This window comes from Protaetiibacter larvae (assembly GCF_008365275.1).
GTDB classification, from domain to species: domain Bacteria; phylum Actinomycetota; class Actinomycetes; order Actinomycetales; family Microbacteriaceae; genus Homoserinibacter; species Homoserinibacter larvae.
Genome location: NZ_CP043504.1, coordinates 1,806,011 through 1,831,494 on the forward strand (window position 1 = coordinate 1,806,011; position 25,484 = coordinate 1,831,494).

25 protein-coding genes are annotated in these 25,484 nt (G+C 70.3%); 11 read left to right on the top strand and 14 right to left on the bottom strand.

What is annotated here, in order from left to right; all coding sequences use genetic code 11:
• Positions 1 to 93 precede the first annotated feature (93 nt).
• Positions 94 to 1,182: a glycosyltransferase family 4 protein gene (locus FLP23_RS08555; protein WP_149325467.1), complete on the bottom strand. Its 1,089-nt coding sequence runs from the start codon at positions 1,180 to 1,182 to the stop codon at positions 94 to 96.
• Positions 1,179 to 2,087: an alpha/beta fold hydrolase gene (locus FLP23_RS08560; protein WP_149325468.1), complete on the bottom strand. Its 909-nt coding sequence runs from the start codon at positions 2,085 to 2,087 to the stop codon at positions 1,179 to 1,181. Before FLP23_RS08560 ends, FLP23_RS08555 begins: the two co-directional genes overlap by 4 nt.
• A gap of 50 nt (positions 2,088 to 2,137) precedes the next feature.
• Here FLP23_RS08560 and treS point away from each other — a divergent pair, with 50 nt between their 5' ends.
• Together treS and FLP23_RS12615 are read left to right on the top strand one after the other, a co-directional pair.
• Positions 2,138 to 3,865 (top strand): maltose alpha-D-glucosyltransferase, encoded by a 1,728-nt coding sequence (gene treS / locus FLP23_RS08565; protein WP_149325469.1) that lies wholly within the window; start codon positions 2,138 to 2,140, stop codon positions 3,863 to 3,865.
• A gap of 32 nt (positions 3,866 to 3,897) precedes the next feature.
• Positions 3,898 to 5,379, top strand: coding sequence for an exonuclease domain-containing protein (locus FLP23_RS12615; RefSeq protein WP_210413822.1), 1,482 nt, complete (start codon positions 3,898 to 3,900; stop codon positions 5,377 to 5,379).
• Between the two features lie 63 nt (positions 5,380 to 5,442).
• Here the strand turns inward: FLP23_RS12615 and FLP23_RS08575 are convergent, their stop codons facing one another.
• The 3 genes from FLP23_RS08575 to glgA all read right to left on the bottom strand — a co-directional run bounded on the left by FLP23_RS08575 (position 5,443) and on the right by glgA (position 7,851).
• Entirely contained in the window at positions 5,443 to 5,691 is a 249-nt protein-coding gene (locus FLP23_RS08575; RefSeq protein WP_149325470.1) for a type B 50S ribosomal protein L31, read from the bottom strand.
• Between the two features lie 154 nt (positions 5,692 to 5,845).
• Positions 5,846 to 6,637 carry an ABC transporter ATP-binding protein gene (locus FLP23_RS08580; RefSeq protein ID WP_149325471.1) on the bottom strand — a complete coding sequence of 264 codons (792 nt, stop codon included), beginning with the start codon at positions 6,635 to 6,637 and terminating at the stop codon, positions 5,846 to 5,848.
• A 29-nt stretch (positions 6,638 to 6,666) separates the two neighbouring features.
• Positions 6,667 to 7,851, bottom strand: coding sequence for a glycogen synthase (gene glgA, locus FLP23_RS08585; RefSeq protein WP_149325472.1), 1,185 nt, complete (start codon positions 7,849 to 7,851; stop codon positions 6,667 to 6,669).
• A gap of 47 nt (positions 7,852 to 7,898) precedes the next feature.
• On the opposite strand from glgA, the gene glgC reads away from it, so the two are divergent.
• Both glgC and serB read left to right on the top strand, forming a co-directional pair.
• Positions 7,899 to 9,140: a glucose-1-phosphate adenylyltransferase gene (gene glgC / locus FLP23_RS08590; protein ID WP_149325473.1), complete on the top strand. Its 1,242-nt coding sequence runs from the start codon at positions 7,899 to 7,901 to the stop codon at positions 9,138 to 9,140.
• A gap of 42 nt (positions 9,141 to 9,182) precedes the next feature.
• Positions 9,183 to 9,812 (top strand): phosphoserine phosphatase SerB, encoded by a 630-nt coding sequence (gene serB / locus FLP23_RS08595; RefSeq protein ID WP_149325474.1) that lies wholly within the window; start codon positions 9,183 to 9,185, stop codon positions 9,810 to 9,812.
• On the opposite strand, the gene FLP23_RS08600 is transcribed toward serB, so the two are convergent.
• Positions 9,809 to 10,516, bottom strand: coding sequence for a beta-ketoacyl-ACP reductase (locus tag FLP23_RS08600; RefSeq protein ID WP_149325475.1), 708 nt, complete (start codon positions 10,514 to 10,516; stop codon positions 9,809 to 9,811). The two genes, serB and FLP23_RS08600, sit on opposite strands and share 4 nt — an antisense overlap.
• Here FLP23_RS08600 and FLP23_RS08605 point away from each other — a divergent pair.
• Genes FLP23_RS08605 through FLP23_RS08615 form a run of 3 tightly spaced genes read left to right on the top strand, consistent with a single transcriptional unit; the run spans position 10,515 to position 11,910 of the window.
• On the top strand, positions 10,515 to 10,841 hold the full coding sequence (locus tag FLP23_RS08605) for a DUF3099 domain-containing protein (protein WP_149325476.1): 327 nt from the start codon (positions 10,515 to 10,517) through the stop codon (positions 10,839 to 10,841). The genes FLP23_RS08600 and FLP23_RS08605 overlap by 2 nt on opposite strands.
• Complete coding sequence (locus FLP23_RS08610; RefSeq protein ID WP_149325477.1) at positions 10,838 to 11,071, top strand: hypothetical protein; 234 nt, start codon at positions 10,838 to 10,840, stop codon at positions 11,069 to 11,071. The genes FLP23_RS08605 and FLP23_RS08610 overlap by 4 nt, the downstream gene beginning before the upstream one ends.
• Positions 11,068 to 11,910: an SURF1 family cytochrome oxidase biogenesis protein gene (locus FLP23_RS08615; RefSeq protein WP_149325478.1), complete on the top strand. Its 843-nt coding sequence runs from the start codon at positions 11,068 to 11,070 to the stop codon at positions 11,908 to 11,910. The genes FLP23_RS08610 and FLP23_RS08615 overlap by 4 nt, the downstream gene beginning before the upstream one ends.
• 32 nt (positions 11,911 to 11,942) lie before the next feature.
• Here the strand turns inward: FLP23_RS08615 and FLP23_RS08620 are convergent, their stop codons facing one another.
• Positions 11,943 to 13,541, bottom strand: a complete 1,599-nt coding sequence (locus FLP23_RS08620) for an ABC-F family ATP-binding cassette domain-containing protein (protein ID WP_149325479.1) — start codon at positions 13,539 to 13,541, stop codon at positions 11,943 to 11,945.
• Between the two features lie 116 nt (positions 13,542 to 13,657).
• On the opposite strand from FLP23_RS08620, the gene FLP23_RS08625 reads away from it, so the two are divergent.
• Entirely contained in the window at positions 13,658 to 14,269 is a 612-nt protein-coding gene (locus FLP23_RS08625) for a biotin transporter BioY (protein WP_149325480.1), read from the top strand.
• 110 nt (positions 14,270 to 14,379) lie between these two features.
• On the opposite strand, the gene FLP23_RS08630 is transcribed toward FLP23_RS08625, so the two are convergent.
• The 7 genes from FLP23_RS08630 to FLP23_RS08660 all read right to left on the bottom strand — a co-directional run bounded on the left by FLP23_RS08630 (position 14,380) and on the right by FLP23_RS08660 (position 20,419).
• Positions 14,380 to 14,709, bottom strand: coding sequence for a metal-sulfur cluster assembly factor (locus tag FLP23_RS08630; protein ID WP_149325481.1), 330 nt, complete (start codon positions 14,707 to 14,709; stop codon positions 14,380 to 14,382).
• A 3-nt stretch (positions 14,710 to 14,712) separates the two neighbouring features.
• A complete protein-coding gene (gene sufC / locus FLP23_RS08635; RefSeq protein WP_149325482.1) occupies positions 14,713 to 15,471 on the bottom strand; it encodes a Fe-S cluster assembly ATPase SufC in 759 nt (252 codons plus the stop codon).
• 12 nt (positions 15,472 to 15,483) lie between these two features.
• Positions 15,484 to 15,810 (bottom strand): non-heme iron oxygenase ferredoxin subunit, encoded by a 327-nt coding sequence (locus FLP23_RS08640; protein WP_149325483.1) that lies wholly within the window; start codon positions 15,808 to 15,810, stop codon positions 15,484 to 15,486.
• Positions 15,807 to 16,976, bottom strand: coding sequence for a Fe-S cluster assembly protein SufD (sufD, locus tag FLP23_RS08645; protein ID WP_425468243.1), 1,170 nt, complete (start codon positions 16,974 to 16,976; stop codon positions 15,807 to 15,809). Before sufD ends, FLP23_RS08640 begins: the two co-directional genes overlap by 4 nt.
• Positions 16,977 to 18,395, bottom strand: coding sequence for a Fe-S cluster assembly protein SufB (gene sufB, locus FLP23_RS08650; RefSeq protein ID WP_149325484.1), 1,419 nt, complete (start codon positions 18,393 to 18,395; stop codon positions 16,977 to 16,979).
• Positions 18,396 to 18,482: 87 nt separating this feature from the next.
• Positions 18,483 to 19,448 (bottom strand): COX15/CtaA family protein, encoded by a 966-nt coding sequence (locus FLP23_RS08655; RefSeq protein WP_149325485.1) that lies wholly within the window; start codon positions 19,446 to 19,448, stop codon positions 18,483 to 18,485.
• Positions 19,448 to 20,419 carry a heme o synthase gene (locus FLP23_RS08660; protein ID WP_149325486.1) on the bottom strand — a complete coding sequence of 324 codons (972 nt, stop codon included), beginning with the start codon at positions 20,417 to 20,419 and terminating at the stop codon, positions 19,448 to 19,450. Before FLP23_RS08660 ends, FLP23_RS08655 begins: the two co-directional genes overlap by 1 nt.
• A 207-nt stretch (positions 20,420 to 20,626) precedes the next feature.
• Between FLP23_RS08660 and tkt the strand changes: the two genes are divergently transcribed.
• From tkt to FLP23_RS08675, 3 genes are read left to right on the top strand one after another with little or no spacing between them, the layout of a single operon-like run.
• Positions 20,627 to 22,723: a transketolase gene (tkt, locus tag FLP23_RS08665; RefSeq protein WP_149325487.1), complete on the top strand. Its 2,097-nt coding sequence runs from the start codon at positions 20,627 to 20,629 to the stop codon at positions 22,721 to 22,723.
• Between the two features lie 41 nt (positions 22,724 to 22,764).
• The gene (gene tal / locus FLP23_RS08670) at positions 22,765 to 23,889 is read left to right on the top strand and encodes a transaldolase (protein ID WP_149325488.1); all 1,125 of its coding nucleotides are present in this window, start codon (positions 22,765 to 22,767) and stop codon (positions 23,887 to 23,889) included.
• Positions 23,886 to 25,484 (top strand): glucose-6-phosphate isomerase, encoded by a 1,599-nt coding sequence (locus tag FLP23_RS08675; protein ID WP_149325489.1) that lies wholly within the window; start codon positions 23,886 to 23,888, stop codon positions 25,482 to 25,484. The genes tal and FLP23_RS08675 overlap by 4 nt, the downstream gene beginning before the upstream one ends.

Consider the following 25,484-nt stretch of genomic DNA (forward strand, 5'->3'; position numbering starts at 1 on the left):
ACACCGCCTGCGGCGGCACTCGATCAACGGATGTCGTGTGCCTGCGGCGGCACTCGATCAACGGGAGTAGCGCGGGCACGAGCCGCTGTTCGCTCACCGACGCGGGGTGCGTCCCACCCGCTCGAGCAGCTCGAGCAGCACCGCAGCCGAACGGTGCCAGTCGAAGCGGCGCGCCTGCTCGCGGGCAGCGGCCGAGCGCCGGCCCCACTCCCCCGCGTCCTCCAGCGTGCGGATCGCCGCGGCCACCGCGGAGGCGTCGTGCGGATCGGCGTACACGCCCGCGTCTGCGCCGATCTCCCGGAAGATCGGGATGTCCGACACCACGACGGGGGTGCCCCGCACCATCGCCTCCACGAGCGGCAGCCCGAAGCCCTCGTCGAGCGACATCGTCACGAGCGCGAGCGCCCCGTCCAGCAGCTCGCCGTACTCGGCATCCGTGACCCCGTCGTGGATCACGAGCGCACCCGCGGGGGCGAGGGCCTCGAGGCGTGCCCGGTCGCCCGCGCCGATCCGGCTCAGCAGGTGCAGCCGATGCCCCGGCAGTTCGTGCAGGGCGCGTGCGAGCGTCTCGACGTTCTTGTACGGCATGAAGGAGCCCATGTAGAGCAGCTCGCGATCCGGGGGCTGACGGCGCCCGGCATCCGCCTGCACCGGGTCGGCCGCGTTCGACACGATCGTGATCGGACGGTCCGTGAGGCGGTGCTCGAGCATGAGCTCGCGAGTGGTGTGCGACACGGTCGCCACCTCGTCGGCGCGATTCAGCAGGACCCGCTGCGGCCACCAGGCCAGGTGGTAGAGCCGCCAGGCGAGCCGGATCGGCCAGGCGAGATCGCGCGGAGGGGTGCGGTTGCGGTAGTAGATCAGGTCGTGCAGCGTCAGCACGAGTCCGTAGCGGCGACCCCACGATCCGATGGTCTGCATGGGGCTGAACAGCACATCGGGCGCGAAGGCGTTGAGCCGCCGCGCGATGGTCAGCTCGCGTGCACTCGTCGGGTCGGTCGCGAGCTCCCACGGCAGCGCGGGAAGCATCGTCAGCTGCCGTTCGTCCGAGATCACCATGACGAGCTCGTGGCCCGCGGCCGCCGCGAGCGGGGCGAGCGCCGTCACCAGGTGCGCGGTGTAGCGCGAGATCCCGTCGTGCCGCTCGAGCCGGGTGTAGCGGCAGTCGACGAGGATCCTCACCGGGGCGACTCCGCGGGAAGGGTCGCCAGGAAGCCGCGGATGGCGAGCGCCACCTCGACCGGCTTCTCGTAGTGCGGCAGATGCCCGACGCCCTCGATCACGACGAGGCTCGCATCCGGGAACAGCCCCACGGTGCGCTTCTGACCGTCGAGGGGGGCGATGCGGTCGAGCTCCCCCGCGATCATCACCGTCGGAACGGTCACGCGCGCGGCGGCCTCGCCCACCTGCGTGCTGAGCGAGGCGCGGAACGCCTCGGCGACCGTGCGCGAGTCGCTGAAGCCGTTGAAGTAGCGGTGGTGCTCCTCGTGGATCCACTTCGTGAGCTGCGGGTCGCCGTTCATGACGAGCGACATGCTCATGAACTGCACGATCACCCAGTTGCCGAGCCACACCCGCGCCACCGGCTCCGGGAACGCGCGCGACACGCCGTAGAAGGCGCGCGTGAGGGCCGTGATGACCCGCCCCGCGGCGAGCTTCGGGTCGGCCGAGATCGGGTTCAGCAGGATGAGCGCCCGCGCGTCCAGCCCGTCGGCGACCGCGTGCGACGACACCATCGAACCGAAGGAGTGGCCGAGCACGACGGGCGGCGCGGCGAGCGCGAGGGATTCGACGAACGCGGTCAGCCAGCGGGCGTAGCCGGCGATCGAGTGCGGCGCCTCGGTGAGCGGGGTGGATGCGCCGAAGCCCGGCAGATCCGGGCTGATGATGCGCACCTCGGGAAGCTGGGCGATCACCGGCTCGAGGCCGTGGTGGTCGCCGCGGTAGCCGTGCGCGAGCACGATGACATCGCGTGCGTCTTCGGGGCCGTAGTCCCAGAAGCGGGTCGTGGAGCCGAGGATCTGCGCCTCGCGCGCCCTCACCGGGATGCGGGCGAGGGCCTCGGCGTGCGGGGTGGGGACGGGCATCCTCAAGATTCTAGGCGCGCTCGCGGGGAGCGGAGTGTCAGACTCGGACGGTGACGTTCACCGCACCCATCACGCTCCCGGGCCTCACCCTGGATCCGCGCTGGTATCGGCGCTCGGTCTTCTACGAGGTCATGGTCCGATCGTTCGTCGACTCCAACGGCGACGGCTCGGGCGACCTCGGCGGCCTCATCTCGAAGCTCGACTACCTGCAGTGGCTCGGCGTGGACGCCCTGTGGATCCCGCCGATCTTCGCCTCGCCACTGCGCGACGGCGGCTACGACGTGGCCGACTACCGGCGCATCCTGCCCGAGTACGGCACGCTCGACGAGTTCCGTGAGCTCGTCACGAAGGCGCACGAGCGGAACATGCGCCTCGTCATCGACCTCCCCCTGAACCACACCTCCGACCAGCACGAATGGTTCCAGCAGTCCCGCTCCGATCCGGAGGGCCCGTTCGGCGACTTCTACGTGTGGCGCGACACCGACGAGGGCTTCCCGGGCGTGCGCATCATCTTCACCGACTACGAGGACTCGAACTGGGCCTTCGACGCGGAGCGGCGCCAGTTCTACTTCCACCGCTTCTTCTCACACCAGCCCGACCTCAACTACCGCAACCCGGCCGTGCACGATGCCGTGTTCGACATCATCCGGTTCTGGATGGATCTGGGTGTCGACGGCTTCCGCCTGGACGCCATCCCCTACCTCTACGAGTCGGAGGGCGGCACGGGTGAGAGCGAGCCGGAGACCCACGAGTTCATCAAGGCGGTGCGCCGCATGATGGACGACGAGTACCCGGGTCGCGTGATGATCGCCGAGGCGAACCAGTGGCCGGCCGAGGTGGTGAACTTCATGGGCACCGAGGAGGAGCCGCAGTGCCACATGGCGTTCGACTTCCCCGTGATGCCGCGGATCTTCTACTCGCTGCGCTCCCAGTCGGCGCAGGAGCTCACCCGGGTGCTCTCCGAGACGACCGAGGTGCCGGACGGCGCCGGCTGGGGGGTGTTCCTGCGCAACCACGACGAGCTGACCCTCGAGATGGTCTCGGAGGAGTACCGCCAGGCCATGTACGGCTGGTACGCCTACGACCCGCGGATGCGCGTCAACGTGGGCATCCGCCGACGCCTCGCCCCGCTGCTCGACAACTCGCGCGCCGAGCTCGAGCTCGCCCACGCGCTGCTGTTCTCGCTGCCTGGCTCGCCGTTCCTGTACTACGGCGACGAGATCGGCATGGGCGACAACATCTGGCTCCCCGACCGTGACTCCTCCCGCACCCCCATGCAGTGGACGCCCGACCGCAACGCCGGCTTCTCCACGGCCGACCCGGGCAAGCTGTACCTGCCGATCGTGCAGTCGCTCGTCTACAACTACACCCTCGTCAACGTCGAGTCGCAGCTGGCCCAGTCGCGGTCGCTGCTGCACTGGGTGCGCAACGTCATCCACGTGCGCAAGGCGCATCCAGTGTTCGGTCTGGGGTCGATCCGGGTGCTGCGCACCAACCACGAGTCGGTCCTCGCCTTCGTGCGGGAGTACGAGGGATCCGGCACCCAGTTCGGCGACGCGCCCGAGCGGGTGCTGTGCGTGTTCTCGTTCTCGCACAACCCGGTCGCGGTGTCGATCGAGGTCACCGGTGACGAGGGGGAGCCGCTGTTCGATCTGTTCGGCGGCGGCGCGTTCCCCGCGGTGGGCGAGGACGGGGTGCTGACCCTCACCCTGGCCACGCAGAGCTTCTACTGGTTGCGCATCGGTGAACCGCAGGCGGTGCTTCCGCGCGCCTTCTGAGCGTGCCCGAACCCCGCCTCTAGGCTTCCGCCATGACCAGTTGGGCCGATCGCCTGGGCGTGTTCGACCTCGAGACGACGGGCGTCGACGTGGAGCGCGCGCGCATCGTCACGGCGTGCATCGCCGTGCTCGACGCGGACGGCGAGGTCGTGGACCGCTGGGACTGGCTCGCCGACCCGGGTGTCGAGATCCCGGAGGCCGCCTCCGAGGTGCACGGCATCACGACCGAGCAGGCCCGCGCCGAGGGGCGTCCCAGCGGAGTGGTGGTCGCCGAGATCACCCAGACGCTGCGCACGCTGTTCAGCCTGGGTGTGCCGGTCGTGGTCTACAACGCGCCGTACGACCTGTCGCTGCTGGATCGCGAGTGCCGCCGCAACGAGCTGGAGCCGCTCGTCGACCCGACCCCCGTCATCGACCCGCTCGTGCTCGACAAGGCCGTCGACCGCTACCGGAAGGGCAAGCGCACCCTCGAGGCGGCCGCCGCGCGCTACGGGGTGACGCTCGACGACGCCCACGACGCGGGCGCGGACGCCATCGCGGCAGGCCGTGTCGCCCGGGCACTCCTCGCGGCGTATCCCGACGACCTCGACCTGGCCGTGGCCGATCTGCACGGTCGGCAGGTGGTCTGGTACGCCGAGCAGGCGGCGCGCTTCCAGGACTACATCCGCCGCCAGAAGGGCGACGAGAGCTTCACGGCGTCCACCGCGTGGCCCGTGAAGTATCCGGCGCATCCGGGGGCCTACCGCGACACGCAGCCGATCCCCCCGCTCGAGCCGCGCCTCGGCCGGGTGCCGGTCATCGATTTCAGTCGTCCGCTCGGACTGCAGCTCGCCGCGCCCCCGAGTGCGCCGCCCGCGCCGCCCGCCGTGGATGCCGGACCCCCCGACCCGCGCGGCGCGTATCCGGGTGTCGTCCCGAACCTGACCGAACCGCCCGCTCTCGAGGAGGCCCCGGAGGCGGATCAGCAGCCCGGCTTCGAGGACTACGGACCGCCCGCGCCCGAGGACGCGGTGGATGTGGGCCCGGACGCCGGGGACGGGGACGCCGGGGACGTCGATGCCGCGGACGGGGATGCCGACGGGGCCGGCCGCTCCGACAGCCGACCCGCCGTGCTGCGGATCGCCGCCGCCATCGTGACCGACCCCGAGGGGCGCAGCCTGCTCGTGCGCAAGGCGGGCACGACCCACTTCATGCAGCCGGGCGGCAAGATCGAGGAGGGTGAGAGCGCGATCGACGCGCTCACCCGCGAGCTCGCCGAGGAGATCGGCGTCGAACTCGACACCGCGTCCGCCGAGTATCTGGGCCTGTTCCGCGCGGTCGCCGCGAACGAGGCCGACACAGTCGTGCTGGCGGCCGTGTTCGCCCTCTCCATCGCCCACGAGGTGGTCGCCTCGGGCGAGATCGAGGAGCTGCTGTGGGTGGACGACCCCGACCTGCTCGAGGTGGATGTGGCGCCGCTCACCCGCGACGAGCTGCTGCCGCTCTGGGAGCGCCGCCGCGTCCAGCTGTTCTGAGCCGCTGACGGCATGCGAAAGGCCCCGTCCATCGGACGGGGCCTTTCGAGGAAGAAGCCGAGGCTACTTGCCGAAGTTCTTGTAGCGCGAGTTGAACTTCTCGACGCGACCGGCGCTGTCGAGGATGCGCTGCTTGCCCGTGTAGAACGGGTGCGAGGCCGACGAGATCTCGACGTCGATCACCGGGTAGCTGACACCGTCGAGCTCGATGGTCTTGTCGCTCGTCAGGGTCGAACGGGTGAGGAAGGTCTCCCCGCTCGCGAGATCGCGAAAGACGATCGCCTGGTAGTCGGGGTGGATGTCGGTCTTCATGAGGTACCTCAGTCGGAGATGCGGGATGGAGTGCGGGAAAGTTCGCGGGCCGATGGGCCGACTGTCGAGTCTAGCAGATCGCGGTGCGTCTCAACCGCCGTCCGGGACGGGCGTCGGCGCTGGCGTCGCGGCAAAGGCCAGAAATGGCCTTGGCTCAGAGCTGCAGCGCGCGTGCGGCGTAGCGTCCGTCTTCGCTCGTGGACACCACGAGCGGCAGCCCGAAGGCGTCCGAGAGGCGCTCCCCCGTCACCACCTCGCTGATGGGGCCTGCGGCATGGATGCGGCCCTCCGCGAGCAGCAGGGCGTGGGTGAAGCCGCGCGGGATCTCCTCCACGTGGTGGGTCACCATGATCATCCCGGGGGCTTCGGGGCTCGAGGCGTAGTCGCCGAGGAGTTGCACGAGCTCCTCGCGGGCGCCCAGGTCGAGGCTCGCGGCGGGCTCGTCGAGCAGCAGCAGCTCCGGGTCGGTCATGACCGAGCGGCCGATCTGAACCCGCTTCTGCTCCCCGTCGGAGAGGGTGCCGAAGCGGCGCCCGCGCAACGACTCGAGCCGCCACTCCTTGAGCACGCGCTCCGCGCGGCGGCGGTCGACGTCCTCGTACTCCTCGTTCCACCGACCGGTGATCGAGTAGGCGGCCGTCAGCACAGCATCCTCGACGGTCTCGTCGTTCGGGATCTGGCGCGCCATCGCCGAGGAGGCGAAGCCGATGCGGGGGCGCAGTTCGAACACGTCCACCCGACCGAGCTGCTCGCCCAGGATCTCGACCGTGCCCGCGGAGGGGTGCATGCTCGCGGAGGCGAGCTTGAGGAGGGTGGTCTTGCCGGCCCCGTTGGGGCCGAGGATCACCCAACGGTCGTCGGAGTCGACCGTCCAGTCGAGGGAATCGAGGATCGTGTTGCCCTCGCGGACCACCGAGACGCCTGAGAGCGTGAGCACTCGCACCATGATGGGCCCAGCCTAGCCGCGCGCGTCGCCTAGCCGCGGACGCTCGCGTAGACGGCCTTCGTGCGTTCGGCGATGCTGCCCCAGCTGAACTCGGTCTCGGCGCGCAGCCGGCCCGCCTCGCCCATGAGGCGCGCGACGGTCGGATCGGCGAGCACCTCGTTCAGGGTGTCGGCGAGGTCGCTCACGAAGCGCCCCGGATCGACGGGGGTCCCGGTGCCGTCCTGCAGTTGCTCGATCGGCACGAGGCGCCCGGTGAGGCCGTCGGCGACCACCTCGGGGATGCCACCGGTCGCCGTCCCGACGACCGCCACGCCGCAGGCCATGGCCTCGAGGTTCACGATGCCGAGCGGTTCATACACCGAGGGGCATACGAAGGTCGTCGCGGAGGAGAGCACCGCCTGCAGCTCCTCGGCGGGCAGCATCTCCTCGATCCACACCACCCCGTCGCGCTCCTCCTGCAGCCGGGCGACCCCCTGCTGCACCTCCGCGAGGATCTCCGGCGTGTCGGGCGCGCCCGCGCACAGCACGAGCTGCACATCCGGGTCGAGGCGGCGGGCGGCCTCGAGCAGGTACGGCAGGCCCTTCTGGCGCGTGATGCGGCCCACGAACACGACGCTGCGCCGCTCGGGGTCGATGCCGAGGCGCGCGAGCACCGCGGGGTCGTCGCGTCGCCGCCAGCGGTCGAGGTCGATGCCGTTGTGCACGACGTGCACCCGCTCGGGGTCGATGTCGGGGTAGCTGCGCAGAATGTCGGCGCGCATCCCCGCACTCACCGCGATCACCGCATCGGCCGCCTCGAACGCGGTCTTCTCGATCCAGCTCGACACCCGGTATCCGCCGCCCAGCTGCTCGGCCTTCCACGGCCGCAGCGGTTCGAGCGAGTGCGCCGTCACGACGTGCGGGATGCCGTGCAGGAGCTTCGCGAGGTGCCCCGCGGCGTTCGCGTACCAGGTGTGCGAGTGCACGAGGTCGGCGCCGGCGACATCCTCCGCCATCTGCAGGTCGACGCCGAGGGTCGCGAGTGCCGGGTTCGCGCCGGTGAGCTGCGGGGGAACCAGGTAGGCATAGCTGTGCGGCTCGTCGCGCGGCAAGCCGAAGCAGCGTACGACGACGTCGAGGTCGCGCCGCAGCGCCGCCACGAGCTCCGCGACGTGCACCCCCGCCCCCCCGTAGACCTCCGGCGGATACTCGCGACTGAGAACATCGACTCGCATGCTTGTCGACGCTAGTACACCCCCAGGGCCTGTCCTACTGTTGTGCCATGGCAGCAGCGCCCAAGATCTTCGGCATCGTTCTCGCAGGTGGAGAGGGCAAGCGGCTGATGCCGTTGACGGCCGACCGCGCCAAGCCCGCGGTGCCCTTCGGGGGCGGCTACCGGCTCATCGACTTCGCGCTGTCGAACCTCATCAACTCGGGGCTGCGCCAGATCGTCGTGCTCACCCAGTACAAGTCGCACTCGCTCGACCGCCACGTCTCGCAGACCTGGCGGCTCTCGGGGATGCTCGGGGCATATGTCGCCTCGGTGCCCGCGCAGCAGCGCCTCGGCAAGCGCTGGTTCTCGGGTTCCGCGGACGCGATCCTGCAGAGCCTGAACCTGCTGCGGGACGAGAAGCCCGACATCGTGGTCGTGGTCGGCGCGGATCACGTCTACCGCATGGACTTCAGCCAGATGATCCAGGCGCACCGCGAGTCGGGTGCCGGGGTGACCGTCGCGGCCATCCGCCAGCCCATCTCGCTCGCCGACCAGTTCGGCATCATCGAGGTCGACCCGAAGAAGCCGAACCGCATCGCCGCCTTCCGCGAGAAGCCGAAGGACGCGAAAGGCCTCGCCGACTCCCCCGGTGAGGTGCTCGCCTCGATGGGCAACTACGTCTTCGACGCCGAGGTGCTCATCGACGCGGTGCAGCGCGACGGCGCCCGCGCGGATTCCCACCACGACATGGGCGGCGACATCGTGCCCGACTTCGTCGCGCGCGGCGAGGCGGCCGTCTACGACCTCAACCGCAACGAGGTGCCCGGAGCGACCGATCGCGACCGCTTCTACTGGCGGGATGTGGGGACGATCGACTCCTTCTTCGAGGCCCATCAGGACCTCATCTCCGCCCTCCCGGTGTTCAACCTGTACAACCGCGACTGGCCCATCTACAGCCAGCAGCTCAACTCTCCGCCCGCCAAGTTCGTGCGCGACGGCAAGAACACGATCGGCACGGCGATCGACTCGATCGTGTCGCTCGGCTGCGTCGTCTCGGGCGGGCATCTCGAGCGGGTCGTGCTCGGCCCGTGGGTGACGATCAACTCGGGGGCGAAGGTCACCGACTCGGTCATCTTCGAGCGGGTCACGATCGGGGCGAACGCCACCGTGCAGCGCGCTATCCTCGACAAGGACGTCGTCGTCGCGCCCGGGGCCACCGTCGGGGTCGACCACGACGCCGACCGCAACCGCGGCTTCACGGTGACCGACTCGGGCATCACGGTCGTGGGCAAGGGCGTCCACGTCGACTGACGCCGCACCCGCCGCACACCCCCTCTCGGAGATCACCGCCTCATGGCCCGCTTCCTCGTCGTGCTCGATGTCGACTCCACGCTCATCGAAGACGAGGTGATCGAGCTGCTCGCGGACGCCGCGGGCACCCGCGAGGCGGTCGCCGAGGTGACGTTCCGCGCGATGAACGGCGAACTCGACTTCGCGGAGAGCCTGCGCGAACGCGTCGCGACGCTCGCCGGCCTGCCCGACACGGTGTTCGCCGAGGTGGGCGCGCAGATCACCGTGACGCGCGGGGTGCCCGAGCTCATCGCGGGGGTGCACGCGGCGCAGGGCCTCGTCGCGGTCGTCTCGGGCGGCTTTCACGAGGTCATCGATCCGCTCGCCGCGCGACTGGGGCTCGACCACTGGCGCGCCAACCGTCTCGAGGTGGTCGACGGCCGCCTCACCGGCCGTGTCATCCCGCCGATCGTCGACGCCGCCGCGAAGGCGGAGGCGCTTCAGGAGTGGGCGGACGCCGCCGGCATCCCGATCGCGCAGACCCTCGCGGTCGGCGACGGAGCCAACGACCTGCCGATGATGGCACTCGCGGGTCTCTCGGTCGGCTTCGACGCGAAGGCGCCGGTGCGCGATGTCGCCGACGTGCTGCTCGACGACCGCGACCTCGCGCAGCTCCTGAACCTGATGGGCTAGTGCCCCATCCCCAGGCCGCCGTCGACGGGGATGACCGCGCCGGAGATGTAGCCGGCGTCGTCCGAGGCGAGCCAGGCGATGACGCGCGCCACCTCGAGCGGTGAGGCGAACCGTCCCGCCGGGATCTGAGACAGGTACTGCTTCTGCTGGTCCTCGGGCAGTTCGGCCGTCATGTCGGTCTCGATGAATCCCGGTGCGACGACATTCGCGGTGATGCCGCGCGAGCCCAGCTCCCGGGTGAGCGAACGGGCGATGCCCACGAGCCCGGACTTCGAGGCGGCGTAGTTCACCTGGCCGGCGCTGCCGAGCAGGCCGACGACGCTCGAGACGAGGATCACGCGCCCGAAGCGGGCCTTCAGCATGCCCTTCGAGGCGCGCTTCACGACGCGGAAGGCGCCCGAGAGGTTCGTGTCGATCACCTGGGTGAAGTCGTCGTCGCTCATCCGCAGCAGCAGGGTGTCGCGCGTGATGCCGGCGTTCGCCACCACGACCTCGACCGCTCCGAGCTTCTCCTCCACCTCGGTGAAGGCGGCGTCGATGGATGCCGCGTCGGTCACGTCGGCGCGCACCGTGAGCGCGCCGGCCGGGCCCTCCCCGGAGCGTGCGGTGACGGCGACCCGGTGGCCCTGGGCGAGGAACTCCTCGGCGATCGCGTAGCCGATGCCGCGGTTGCCGCCGGTGACGAGGACGGTGCGTGAGGTCATGGTTCAGGAGCCTACCGGCGGAGCGAAGTACGCTGGATGCATCGCCAAGCCTCCCGTCGTCCACACCGTCACCGAGCTGCCGCCCTCGCCCGAGCTCGAGCGGCGATCGCGCATGATCAAGTACACGATCGCGATGTCGATCCGCGTCGTGTGCCTCGCGCTGTGTCTCGTGGTGCCGGGCTGGTGGCTCCTCATCCCCGCCGTCGGCGCCGTCTTCCTGCCGTACTTCGCGGTCGTGATCGCCAACAACGCGCACACCGGCGAGCGCGGGCGGGTGCGTCGCCCGGGCGCGCTCGTGCGCCGCAATCCGGACGACGCGTCGTGATCGGTCTCGGCGACCCCGGCATCCGCTGCTCCTCGGCCGGATGCACGGCGGACGCCGCGTTCCGGGTGAACTGGCGGAACCCCCGCATCCACGGCCCGGAGCGCGTGAAGGTGTGGCTGGCGTGCGCCGCGCATCGCGACAGCCTCTCCGGCTATCTGTCGAGCCGGGGCTTCCCGGTGCAGGTGACGCCGCTCGCGGTCGAGCTCGACCGGATCCCGGATCCCGCATGAGCGCGACCGCACACGCGCCCGTCACCGGCTGGCGGCGCTGGGGCGCCTACCTGGCGCTCACCGTGGTCTTCGCGATCGCCTGCGGCCTGCTCTCCTGGTGGCAGTGGGCGCGGCGCGCGGAGACGGTGGACGAGATCCAGCGCGTCGAGCGCAACTTCGACGCCGAACCGCGGCCGGTGAGCGAGCTGCTGCCCGCCCTCGACTCGTGGCGGCTCGACGACGAGTGGGCGCCCGTGCTCGCGACGGGCGAGTATCTCGGCGACGAGGCGCTGCTCGTGCGCAACCGGGTGCGCGGCGGCAAGCCCGGCTTCGAGCAGCTCGTGCCGTTCCGGCTCGATGACGGAACGGTCTTCATCGTGAACCGCGGCTGGCTGCCGATCGGGAAGACCCAGGACTCCCCCGACAGCGTTCCGGCACCGCCGAGCGGCGAGGTGACCGTGGTCGCTCGCCTGCGTCAGGGCGAGCCGGAGCTGCCGGGGCGCACCGCGCCGGAGGGGCAGATCCCCTCGATCGACCTGACCACGATCGTGGACGACCTCGGCGTGCCGGGCTTCACGGGCGCCTACGGCGTGCTCGCGAGCGAGGACCCGGCCGTCGACGAGATGCCGTTCCCCGCGATCCGGCCCGAGGCGGACGAGGGACCGCACCTCTCCTACGCGCTGCAGTGGATCGCCTTCGGCATCCTGGCCTTCATCGGCCTGTTCTGGGCCTGGCGCCGCGAGCGGCGTATCGCCGCGCTCCCCGCGGAGCTGCAGGCCGCCGCGCGGGCGCCGAGACGCCGCCACGTCGACGCCGACGTCGAGGACGCGATCCTGGACTCTCACGCGCCGAGCGAATAGCTCGGTCGCGGACGCATCGAGCTCGCCCCGGCTCAGCTGATGCTGATGAGCTCCGCGTAGTCGGGGTTCCAGTGGTCTTCGACCCCGTCGGGCAGGATGAGCACCCGCTCGGGATTGAGCGCCTCCACCGCCCCTTCGTCGTGCGACACGAGCACCACGGCGCCCGTGTAGCCGGCCAGCGCCCCCAGGATCTCCTCGCGGGAGGCCGGGTCGAGGTTGTTGGTGGGCTCGTCGAGCAGCAGCACGTTGGCGCCCGACACGACGATCATCGCCAGGGCGAGGCGGGTCTTCTCGCCGCCCGAGAGCACCCCCGCGAGCTTGTGGCCGTCGTCCCCCGTGAACAGGAACGAGCCGAGCACCTTGCGCGCCTCCGTCTCGGTGAGATTCGGCGAGGCGGCGACCATGTTCTGCAGCACGGTGCGGTTGACGTCGATCGTCTCGTGCTCCTGGGCGTAGTAGCCGATCCGCAGCCCGTGTCCGGGCTCGACGTGCCCCGTGTCGGGCGTGTCGACGCCGGCGAGGATCCGCAGCAGGGTCGTCTTGCCGGCGCCGTTGAGGCCCAGCACGACGACCTTCGAACCGCGGTCGATCGCGAGGTCGACGGCCGTGAAGATCTCGAGCGAGCCGTACGACTTGGAAAGATCGGATGCCGTGAGCGGGGTCTTGCCGCAGGGCGCCGGATCCGGGAAACGCAGCTTCGCCACCCGGTCGACCGCGCGCTCCTCCTCGAGCCCCGAGAGCATCTTCTCGGCGCGCGCGACCATCTGGTGCGCGGCCGCGGCCTTCGACGCCTTCGCACCGAAGCGTGCGGCCTGCAGCTGCAGGGCGCCGGCCTTCTTCTCGACGTTGGCGCGCTCCTTCTTGCGGCGCTCCTGGTCGGCTTCGCGCTGACGCAGATAGTGCTTCCAGCCCATGTTGTAGATGTCGATCACCTGGCGGTTGGCATCCAGGTAGAAGACCTTGTTGACGACCTCCTGCACGAGGTCCACGTCGTGGCTGATGACGATCACGCCGCCCTGGTAGGCCTTGAGGAACTCGCGCAGCCACACCACCGAGTCGGCGTCGAGGTGGTTGGTGGGCTCGTCGAGGATCATCGTGTCGGCGCCCGAGAACAGGATGCGGGCCAGCTCGATGCGGCGGCGCTGGCCGCCCGAGAGGGTCTTCAGCTGCTGATCGAGGATGCGGTCGGGCAGGGCGAGGTTCGAGGCGATCGCGGCCGCCTCCGCTTCGGCCGCGTAGCCGCCGAGCGCCAGGAAGCGGTCCTCGAGCCGCCCGTAGCGGGCCATGGCCGCCTCGGAGACCGCCGGGTCGGTGCTGGCCATCTCCTCGGTGGCCGTCCGCAGCTCCTGCACGACGTGGCCGAGCCCGCGGGCGTCCAGGATGCGGGTGCGCGCGGTGTCCTCGGGGTTGCCGGAACGGGGATCCTGCGGCAGGTAGCCGATCTCACCCGTTCGGTCGATCGTCCCGGCGGTCGGCAGCGTCTCCCCCGCGAGCGTCTTGGTGAGCGTCGTCTTGCCGGCGCCGTTGCGCCCCACGAGGCCCACCTTGTCGCCCTTGTCGACGCGGAAGGTGACGTCGGACATGAGCGTGCGTGCTCCGACTCGGATCTCGAGGTCATGCACGGCGAGCACAGCAGAAGTCCGTTTCTTCGGGAGGGTGGTGACAAGGGGGCAGATGTGCCAGCCCGCTAGTCTAACCGGAGGGCCTGAACGCCCATTCCCTCGCCGGCCCACCACCGAAGGACCCCATGACCGCGATCGCCCCGTCCCCCCGCCTCGTGCTCGCCGACCGCGTGCTGCCGCGCCGTCTCGCCACCGACCTCGCGCTCGTCGCGGGTGGTGCCCTGCTGACGGCGCTGCTCGCGCAGGTGTCGATCCCCCTGTGGCCGGTGCCGATCACGGGTCAGACGCTCGCGGTGCTGCTCGTCGGTGCGTCGCTCGGGGCGGTGCGCGGCGGCGCATCGCTGCTGCTGTACGCGCTGCTCGGCTTCGCAGGCCTGCCCTTCTACGCGCCCCAGCCCGACGGCAGCCACCTCACCGGTCTCGTCGCCCTCGCGGCTCCGAGCTTCGGCTTCATCGTCGGCTTCATCCCCGCTGCGGCGTTCGTCGGCTGGCTCTCAGAACGGACCTGGGATCGCAAGTTCCTCAAGGCGCTCGCCACCTTCGCGGGCGGCTCGCTCGTGGTCTTCGCGATCGGCCTCCCCTGGCTCGCCGTCGTCACCGGCGCGAACCTCGAGCAGACTCTCGAGTGGGGCCTCTACCCCTTCATCGTCGGTGGCATCATCAAGGCCGTCATCGCCGCGATCCTGCTGCCGCTCGCCTGGAAGGGCGCCGACGCGATCGCCGCGCGTCGCGACTGATCAGTCCGCATGGCGCGGTTTCGGCCGGATGGCACCTGCGAAACCGCGCCATCCAGCCGAAACCGCGCCAGATCGCCCAGCGCGGCCACGCGGCTGTCGGCTGTCGGCTGTCAGATGCTGAAGCCGATCGCGCGCATCATGTCGCGGCCGTCGTCGGTGATGCGCTCCGGGCCCCACGGCGGCATCCACACCCAGTTGATGCGGAAGCGTTCGACGATGCCGTCGAGGGCCTGCGCGGTCTGCTCCTCGATCACATCGGTGAGGGGGCAGCCGGCCGAGGTGAGGGTCATCGAGATGATGAGCGCGTCGTTCTCGTCGTCCCAGGTGAGGTCGTAGATGAGCCCCAGGTCGACGATGTTGACCCCGAGCTCGGGGTCGATGACGTCCTTCAGCCCCTCCTCGACGCTGTCGAAGAGGGCGGGCTCGAGCGAGGTGGCCACGGCTCAGGCCTGCGCCACGAGGTAGCGGTCGTAGCCTTCGTCCTCGAGGCGCTCGGCGAGCTCGGCGCCGCCCTCCTCGGCGACCTTGCCGTCGACGAAGACGTGCACGAAGTCGGGCGTGATGTAGCGCAGGATGCGCGTGTAGTGCGTGATGAGCAGGATTCCGAGACCGGTCTCGCTGTGCGCGCGGTTGACGCCCTCGGAGACGATCTTGAGGGCGTCGACGTCGAGGCCGGAGTCGGTCTCGTCGAGCACCGCGAACTTCGGCTTCAGCAGCTCGAGCTGCAGGATCTCGTGGCGCTTCTTCTCGCCGCCGGAGAAGCCCTCGTTGACGTTGCGGGCCGCGAACGAGGGGTCCATCCGCAGCTTGCCCATGGCGTCCTTCACGGTGGCGCCCCAGTGCCGGATCGAGGGCTCCTCGCCGTCGATCGCGGTCTTCGCGGTGCGCAGGAAGTTGGTCACGGTGACGCCGGGGATCTCGACCGGGTACTGCATCGCGAGGAAAAGTCCCGCGCGGGCGCGCTCGTCGACGCTCATGGCGAGCACGTCCTCGCCGTCGAGGGTGATCGTGCCACCCTCGACGTGGTAGCGGGGGTGACCGGCGATCGTGTACGCGAGGGTCGACTTGCCCGAGCCGTTGGGGCCCATGACGGCATGGATCTCGCCCTCCTTGATCGTCAGGTCGACGCCCTTGAGGATGTGCTTGGTGCCCTGGTCGGTCTCGATCGACACCTTGAGGTCGCGGATTTCGAGGGTGGACATGGTGTTGCCTTTCTAGACCGCGAGCCGGACGCTCGGGTCGATGTAGACCTGGCCGTCGAGGACCTCGACGGCGAAGACGGGGACCGGCTCGTAGGCCGGCAGGTTGAGGGGGGCGCCCGTGGTGAGCGAGAACTTGGAGCCGTGCGCCCAGCATTCGAGGCCGTCGTCTTCGACGAAGCCCTCCGAGAGCGAGATGTCGCCGTGCGTGCAGGTGTCGCCGATCGCGTGGACGGCACCCTCGGAGTCGCGCACGACCGCGATCGCGACCCCGTCGAGCACGACACGGCGGGCGCTGGCGGGCGAGAGCTCGTCGACCGAGCACACCTTCTGCGCGGTCATCGGGATGCCACCAGCTCGGCTTCGAGGGCGGCGAGCAGGCGTGCCTCGAGCACGGGCTCTCCGATCTTCTGCACGATCTCGCTGAGGAAGCCGAGCACGACGAGGCGACGGGCCTCGTCTTCGCTGATGCCCCGGGCCTGCAGGTAGAACAGCTGCTCGTCGTCGAAGCGTCCGGTGGCGGAGGCGTGGCCGGCGCCTTCGATGTCGCCCGTCTCGATCTCGAGGTTGGGGATGGAGTCGGCGCGCGTGCCGTCGGAGAGGACGAGGTTGCGGTTCTGCTCGTAGGTGTCGGTGCCGGTCGCACCGGGGCCGATGAGCACATCCCCCACCCACACGGTGCGGGCACCGTCGCCGTTGAGCGCGCCCTTGTAGGTGACGCGGCTGCGGGTGTGCGGCGCCTCATGGTGCACGTAGACGCGCTGCTCGAGGTGCTGGCCGGCGTCGGCGAAGTACACGCCGAGCAGTTCCGCCTCGGCGCCTTCGCCCGCGAGGTGGGCGGAGGGGTTCACGCGCACCACGGACCCGCCGAGCGAGACGACGATGTGCTTGAGCGTGGCGCCGCGCCCCACGCGGGCGAACTGGCTGGCCAGGTGCAGCGCGGGGTCGTCCCATTGCTGCACGCTCACGACGGTGATGTGGGCGTCGTCGTCGAGCACGATCTCGAGGTTCTCGCTCAGCTGTGCCGGACCGCGGTTGTCGAGCACGACGAGCCCGGTGGCGCCCGTCGCGGCGGTGATCACGGTGTGGGCGGCACGGGGTGCGTCCCCGAGGCCGGTGCGCGTGAGGGTGAGCGTCTCGGCGTCGCCGTCGAGATGGATGTGCAGCGCCTTCTCGAAGCTCGACCAGGCGTTGGCGGCCGCCCGCTCCTCGGGCGTGCCGGCGGTGCCGATGAGCTCGCTCGTGCGGTCGATCCATTCGACGGTCGTGCCGGCCGACTCCGGGTAGAGGATCGCGTAGGGCGCGCCGTCGAGCTCGCCGTCGATGAGCGCGCGGACGCGCTCGACCGGGCTGAGCTTCCACTCCGCCTCGAGGCCGGTGACCTCGGGGAAGGCGTCGTGCGAGGTCGAGGCGAAGCGCTCCGAACGCGTCTGGACGGGGGCCTTGCCCCATCCACCGTGCGAGTGCTCCGTCAGGCCGTGCTGTTGCGTCTGAACGGGCGTGCTCACTTAACCGACACTGCCTTCCATGCTCATCTCGATGAGCTTGTTGAGTTCGAGCGCGTACTCCATGGGCAGCTCGCGCGCGATGGGCTCGATGAAGCCGCGCACGATCATGGCCATGGCCTCGTCTTCCGGCATCCCGCGGGACTGCAGGTAGAACAGCTGCTCCTCGCTCACGCGCGACACGGTCGCCTCGTGGCCGAGCTGCACGTCGTCGACGCGGATGTCGATCGCCGGGTAGGTGTCCGAGCGCGAGATGGTGTCGACGAGCAGCGCGTCGCAGCGCACCGTGTTGGCCGCGTGGTGGGCGTTCTCGGCCACCCGCACCTCGCCACGGTAGCCGGCGCGGCCGCCGCCGCGGGCGATCGACTTCGACACGATCGAGCTCGTCGTGTACGGCGCCATGTGGATCATCTTGGCGCCGGCGTCCTGGTGCTGGCCGGGGCCGGCGAAGGCCACCGAGAGCGTCTCGCCCTTGGCGTGCTCGCCCACGAGGTAGATCGACGGGTACTTCATCGTGACCTTGGATCCGATGTTGCCGTCGATCCACTCCATCGTCGCGCCCTCGTGCGCGATCGCGCGCTTGGTGACGAGGTTGTAGACGTTGTTCGACCAGTTCTGGATGGTCGTGTACCGGACGCGGGCGTTCTTCTTGACGATGATCTCGACGACGGCCGAGTGCAGCGAGTCGGACTTGTAGATCGGGGCGGTGCAGCCCTCGATGTAGTGCACGTAGGAGCCCTCGTCGGCGATGATGAGCGTGCGCTCGAACTGGCCCATGTTCTCCGTGTTGATGCGGAAGTAGGCCTGCAGCGGGATCTCCACGTGCACGCCCTTCGGCACGTAGACGAACGATCCGCCCGACCACACCGCGGTGTTGAGCGCGGCGAACTTGTTGTCACCGGCGGGGATCACGGTGCCGAAGTACTCCTGGAAGATCTCCGGGTGCTCGCGCAGCGCGGTGTCGGTGTCGAGGAAGATCACACCCTGCGCCTCGAGGTCCTCGCGGATCTGGTGGTACACCACCTCCGACTCGTACTGGGCGGCGACGCCCGCGACGAGCCGCTGGCGCTCCGCCTCCGGGATGCCGAGCTTCTCGTAGGTGTTCTTGATGTCCTCGGGAAGCTCCTCCCAGCTCTGGGCCTGCTTCTCGGTGGAGCGCACGAAGTACTTGATGTTGTCGAAGTCGATGCCCGTGAGGTCGGCTCCCCAGGTGGGCATGGGCTTCATGCCGAAGATCTTGAGCGCCTTGAGGCGGTTCTTGAGCATCCATTCGGGCTCGCTCTTGAGCGTCGAGATGTCGGTGACGACCTCCTCGGAGATGCCGCGGCGGGCGGAGGCGCCGGCAGCGTCCGAGTCGGACCAGCCGAACTCGTACTGCCCGAGGCTCGCGAGCTCCGGACGGTCGATGAGCACGTCTGACATGGGGCTACCTCTCTTCCACCGAAGCGAACCATTCCGCTCGTGTCGGCATTCCGGGTGGTCGGGCGCACGCGCTCCAACCTCCTGATTCTACAGGGTGCGGGTCGCCGAAGGCTGGGCGTGAGCCGTCGAGTCGCGCACGGCCCACAACCGCGGATCCGTGTCGAGCAGCACCCGCAGTGCGCCCACCCACACGAGCGCCGCGAGCACGACGTGCGCGATCACGAGCACCTCGGGGAGCCCGATGAGCGATTGCGTCGCGCCGACCGCGAGCTGTACGAGCAGCACGAGCAGGAAGATCCCCACCCGGCGGAGGGCGAGGCGACCGCCTTCCTCGGCGCGCAGCCGGAACGCCAGGGCGGTGGCGAGCGCGAGCACGAGGACGGCGACGAGGCCGTGCACCCAGACGACGACGGTCCAGTCGAAGCCCATCCGCGGCACCTCGCTCGAGTCCCCGGCGTGCGGCCCGGATCCGGTGACGAGCGTGCCGGCGAGGATGAGGGCGGCGGCCGCGATCACGAGCGCCCAGGCGAGTGAACGCGATGCGATGGACGGACGCGGCCCGTCTCCCCCGTGCCATCTCGCCCTATGCCAGGTGAAGGTCGCACAGGCGAGCAGCCCCATGGCGAGCACGAAGTGCAGCGCGACGATCCAGGGGTTGAGCTTGTACCAGACGCTGAACCCGCCGGCGACGGCGTTGGCGATGACGAGCCAGAACATCGACCAGGCGAGCCGCGTCAGGGTGCGGTCGCGCCGCGGCTGCAGCCGTGCCGCGACGATCGCCCAGCCCACGGCGGCGATGAGCACGCTCGTGAGCAGGCGATTCGTCTGCTCGATGAGGGTGTGGATCGAGTCGGGCACCAGCTGGATGACGTTGGTCCCGTCGCAGGTGGGCCAGTCGGGGCAGCCGAGCCCCGAGCCGGTGACCCGCACGGTGGCCCCGCCCAGCACGATGAGGATGCTCGCCACGAGAGCCGCGGTGGTCCCCCAGCGCAGCGCGCGGGCGCCCAGGGTCCAGCGTTCGGCCGCCCAGCCGAGCGGCGTTCTCAGCCGCATCAGAACGGGATCGGGATGAAGACGAGCGGGTCGACGCCGACCGCGATGAACACGAGGGTGAGGTAGGTGATGCTCGCGTGGAAGACCCGCATGGGCTTGACCTCGCCGGGGCGGATCGCGGCGGCGTACAGCCGGTGCGACTCGACGAGGAACCAGGCGCCCGAGAGCGCCGCGACGACCGCGTAGACGACGCCCATCGGCGCGAGCGGCACGAGCAGCAGGGAGCAGACCACGGTCGCCCAGGCGTAGAGCACGACCTGCAGGCCGACCGCGGTGCGACCGCGCACGACGGCCAGCATCGGCACCTCGGCTGCCGCGTAGTCGTCCTTGTAGCGCATCGACAGCGGCCAGTAGTGCGGCGGGGTCCACAGGAACACGATGCCGAAGAGGATCACGGGCGCCCAGGAGAGCGAGCCGGTCACCGCCGCCCAGCCGATGAGCACCGGCATGCACCCGGCGGCGCCGCCCCACACGATGTTCTGCGGGGTGCGGCGCTTGAGGATGAGCGTGTAGACGAGGACGTAGAAGGCGATCGCCGCGAAGGAGAGCGCCGCCGCGAGCCAGGTGGTGAAGATCCCGAGCACCGCGATCGAGACGACGCCCGACACCCAGGCGAAGACGAGCGCCTCGCGCGGGCTCAGCTCCCCCGTCACGAGCGGACGGTTCTGGGTGCGCTTCATGAGCCGGTCGATGTCGCGGTCGATGTAGCAGTTGAAGGCGTTCGCGCTCGCCGCCGAGAGGCTGCCGCCCACGAGCGTCGCGACGACGAGCCCGAGGAAGTGCAGATCCAGGCGGCCCTGCGCCGCGAGGATCATCACCGGGGCCGTCGTGACCAGCAGGAGCTCGATGACCCGCGGCTTGGTGAGGGCGAGGTAGGCCCGTGCCTTGCGTCCGAACGTCATCCGTTCGGCGCTCGTCCGCTCGGGGGTCGTCGCCGCGACCGCGGGGACGCTCGGAGCGGAATGCTGCATGCCTTCGAGTGTACGTGCGCCGCGTTCCCGCGCGAGTACCACCCACTCGCTATGATCGAACTGCTCGCCGTCCGTGCGTGAATCCCCCATCATCGTCCCATCGATGATGACGGGTGCGCGCGGTGCGCCGTCGAAGTCCGATTCGGCGAGCGGACACCACCCCGGGGCGCGTTCTGTCTGCCCCGCATCCGAAAGGTCGACACACACGTGGCAGCACTCTCCTGGGACTCCCTTGACGACAAGGCAGTCGACACCGCCCGGATCCTCGCGGCGGATGCCGTGGAGAAGGTCGGGAACGGTCACCCGGGAACGGCGATGAGCCTCGCTCCCGCCGCCTATCTCCTGTTCCAGAAGGTCATGCGTCATGACCCGAGCGACACCCACTGGGTGGGACGCGACCGCTTCATCCTCTCGGCGGGCCACAGCTCGCTGACCCAGTACGTCCAGCTCTACCTGGGCGGCTACGGCCTCGAGCTCGACGATCTGAAGGCGCTGCGCACCTGGGGCTCGAAGACCCCCGGCCACCCCGAGTACGGCCACACGGACGGCGTCGAGATCACGACCGGACCGCTCGGCCAGGGCATCTCCTCCGCGGTGGGCTTCGCCTACGCGCAACGCTTCGAGCGCGGCCTGTTCGACCCGGATGCCGCGGACCTCGCGAGCCCCTTCGACCACTTCACCTACGTCATCGCGGGCGATGGCGACCTGCAGGAGGGCGTGAGCGCCGAGGCGTCCTCGCTCGCCGGCCACCAGCGCCTCGGCAACCTCATCGCGATCTACGACTCGAACCAGATCTCGATCGAGGACGACACCAACATCGCCTTCACGGAGGACGTCGCCAAGCGCTACGAGGCCTACGGCTGGCACGTGCAGACCGTCGACTGGAAGAAGACGGGCGAGTACGTCGAGGACGTGCAGGCGCTCTACGACGCGATTCTCGCGGCGCAGGGCGAGCGGGACAAGCCGTCGCTCATCGTCCTCAAGACGATTATCGGCTGGCCGAGCCCCAAGAAGCAGAACTCGGGCAAGATCCACGGCTCGGCTCTCGGCGCCGAGGAGCTCGCGGCCGTCAAGGAGGTGCTGGGCTTCGACCCCGCCGAGACCTTCGCTGTCGCCGACGAGGTGATCGCGCACACGCGTCTCGCCGTGGAGCGCGGTCGGGCGGCCCGCGCCGCGTGGCAGCTCGGCTTCGACGCCTGGGCGGCGGCGAACCCCGAGAAGAAGGCGCTCTTCGACCGCATCGAGGCGGGTGTGCTGCCCGAGGGCATCGAGGACGCCCTCCCCGTGTTCGACGGCGGCACCGAGGTGTCGACGCGCGCCGCGAGCGGCAAGGTGCTCGGTGCTCTCGGCGCCGTCGTGCCGGAGCTGTGGGGCGGTTCGGCTGACCTCGCGGAGTCGAACCTCACGACGATCGCGGGCGCCGCATCCTTCATCCCCGCCGAGCACTCCACGCACGAGTGGACGGGCAACCCCTACGGCCGCGTGTTGCACTTCGGCATCCGCGAGCACGCGATGGGCGCGATCCTCAACGGCATCGTGCTGCACGGCAAGACCCGCGCCTACGGCGGCACCTTCCTCATCTTCAGCGACTACATGCGCCCCGCGGTGCGCCTGGCCGCCCTCATGAAGGTGCCGTCGATCTTCGTCTGGACGCACGACTCGGTCGCGCTCGGCGAGGACGGGCCCACCCATCAGCCGATCGAGCAGCTCACCACGCTGCGCGCCATCCCCGGCCTCGACATCGTGCGCCCCGCCGACGCCAACGAGGTCGCCTGGGCCTGGAAGACGATCCTGGAGCGCCGTCACAACCCCGCGGGCATCGCGCTGAGCCGTCAGAACCTGCCGGTCTTCGCGCGCGGCGAGGGCGCGGCCGAGGGCGACACCTTCGCGGCGGCGAGCAACACGGCGCGCGGCGCCTACGTGCTCGCCGAGGCGCCGGGCGGCACCCCCGACGTGATCCTGCTGGGCTCCGGCTCGGAGGTGCAGTTCGCCGTCGAGGCCCGCGAGCAGCTGAAGGCGGAGGGCATCAACGCGCGCGTCGTGTCGGTGCCGAGCCAGGAGTGGTTCGCCGAGCAGGACGAGGCCTACCGCGAGTCGGTGCTCCCCTCGGGCGTGGCCGCCCGCGTCTCCGTCGAGGCCGGCCTCGCCCTCAGCTGGGCGCCTTTCCTCGGCGCGCACGGCAAGGCCGTGTCGATCGAGCACTTCGGCGCCTCCGCCGACTACAAGACCCTGTACCGCGAGTTCGGTATCACGACCGACGCCGTGGTCGCCGCCGCCAAGGACTCGCTGGCCGCGTCGGCCTGAACCGGTACGAGAAGAACCCCAACGGAAGAAGATTCAGAACCATGTCCGACACCATCTCCACCGGCACCCGCACCGAGCAGCTCTCCGCGATCGGCGTGAGCATCTGGCTCGACGACCTCTCGCGCGAGCGCATCGCATCGGGCGGTCTTCAGCAGCTCATCGCCGAACGCAACGTCGTGGGCGTCACCACCAACCCCACGATCTTCGCCTCCGCGCTCGCCAAGGGTCAGGCCTACGACGCGCAGGTCTCCGAACTGGCCGCCGCGGGCACCACCGTCGCCGACGCGGTCTTCCAGATCACCACGGATGACGTGGCCGCCGCCTCCGACATCTTCCGCCCGGTCTACGACGCGACCGCGGGCGTCGACGGCCGTGTGTCGATCGAGGTCGAGCCGGGCCTCGCCCACGACGCCGCGGGCACCATCGCCCAGGCCAAGCAGCTGTGGGCCAAGGTCGACCGCCCGAACGCCATGATCAAGATCCCCGCGACCCTCGAGGGCCTCGAGGCGATCACCGAGGTCATCGGCGCCGGCATCAGCGTCAACGTGACCCTCATCTTCAGCCTCGAGCGGCACCGCGCCGTCATCGGCGCCTACCTTGCGGGTCTCGAGAAGGCCCAGGCGGCCGGCATCGACCTCTCGACCATCCACTCGGTCGCCTCCTTCTTCGTGTCGCGCGTCGACACCGAGATCGACAAGCGGCTCGAGGCCATCGGCTCGGATGAGGCGCTCGCCCTCAAGAGCAAGGCGGGCGTCGCCAACGCGCAGCTGGCCTACCAGCTCTTCGAGCAGGAGTTCGCGAGCGACCGCGCGAAGGCGCTGCTGGCCGCGGGCGCCAACGCGCAGCGTCCGCTGTGGGCCTCGACGGGTGTCAAGGACCCGAACCTTCCCGACACCCTGTATGTGACCGAGCTCGCCGTCGCGGGCGTCGTCAACACGATGCCCGAGAAGACCCTCGAGGCGACCTTCGACCACGCCCCCCTGCACGGCGACGCCGTCACCGGCTCCTACGCGGAGGCGCAGGGCGTGCTCGACGCGCTGGCCGCGGTGGGTGTGGACTACGACGACGTGACCGCCGTGCTCGAACGGGAGGGCGTCGAGAAGTTCATCGTGTCGTGGAACGAACTGCTCGACACCGTCACCGCCGCTCTCGAGGCCGCGAAGTGAGCGTCACGGTCGCCGTCTCCGGAGCGGCGGCCGAGGCCGTCGCCCGTCACGTCCCCCAGCTCGTCGCCGACGGCGTCGCGGGACGCATCACGACCCTCGACGCGACCCTGTGGGGTCCTGCCGCCGAGGACGAGGCCTCGAAGCGTCTCGGCTGGACAGAGGCCGTCGCGGTCTCCACGCCGCTCGTCGACGACATCCTGGCGCTGCGCGAGGCGTTGCGGGCGAAGGGGGTCACGCACATCGTGCTCGGGGGCATGGGCGGATCCTCGCTCGCGCCCGAGGTCATCACGAATACCTATGGCGTCGCGCTGACCGTGCTCGATTCGACCGACCCCGAGCAGGTGCGCACCGCGCTCGAGGACCGGCTCACCGAGACCGCCGTGGTGATCTCCTCCAAGTCGGGCTCCACCGTCGAGACCGACAGCCAGAAGCGCGTCTACGAGCAGGCCTTCCGCGCCGCGGGCATCGACCCGACCGAGCGGATCGTCGTCGTCACCGACCCGGGTTCGCCGCTCGACGTCGCGGCGCGCGCCGACGGCTACCGCGTGTTCAACGCGGACCCGACGGTGGGCGGCCGCTATTCGGCCCTCACCGCCTTCGGACTCGTGCCGTCGGGACTCGCGGGCGTCGACATCGCGCAACTGCTCGACGAGGCGCAGGCCGTCTCCCTCGAGCTCGCGCTCGACACCCCCGAGAACCCCGGCCTCGTGCTGGGTGCCGCGATCGCCGGAACGAGCCCGCTCAAGGACAAGCTCGGCATCGTGCCGGACGGCACCCACATCGTCGGGTTCGGCGACTGGGTCGAGCAGCTCATCGCCGAGTCGACCGGCAAGGAGGGCACCGGCATCCTGCCCGTCGTGCTCGACGTCGACTCCTACGAGGTGACCGCGGGCCTGCCGGATGTGCAGATCGTGCGTCTCGTCGCGAACGAGCGCGAGACGCGCGAGGTCCGCGAGGGCGAGATCGAGGTGTCCGGCACCCTCGGCGGCCAGCTGCTCGTCTGGGAGTACGCGACGGTCGTCGCGGGACGCCTCCTCGGCATCAACCCCTTCGATCAGCCCGACGTCGAGTCCGCCAAGATCGCGACGCGCGGCCTGCTCGACGCGCGCCCCGAGCCCGCCCCGGCGCTCTTCGTAGCCGACGGCATCGAGGTGCGCACCTCGGGCGGCCTCGAGCTCGCCGACGAGAGCCTTGAGGGCGCCGTCGACGCGCTGCTCGCCGCGCTCCCCGCGGACGGCTACGTCTCGGTGCAGGCCTACCTCGACCGCATCGCCCATCCCGGGCTCGCCGGCATCCGCGATGCGCTCGCACGCCGCTCGGGCCGGCCGGTGACCTTCGGATGGGGTCCGCGGTTCCTGCACTCGACCGGGCAGTTCCACAAGGGCGGCCCCGCCGTCGGCGTGTTCCTGCAGATCGTCGGTGCGAGCACCGAGGATCTCGAGATCCCCGAGCGTCCCTTCACCTTCGGGCAGCTCATCCAGGCTCAGGCGGCGGGTGACGCGAGCGTGCTCGCGGCGCACGGCCGTCCCGTGCTCACGCTGACCCTGCCCGAGGTGGCCGACGGCGTCGCGACGCTCCGCGATCGGATCGGCTGA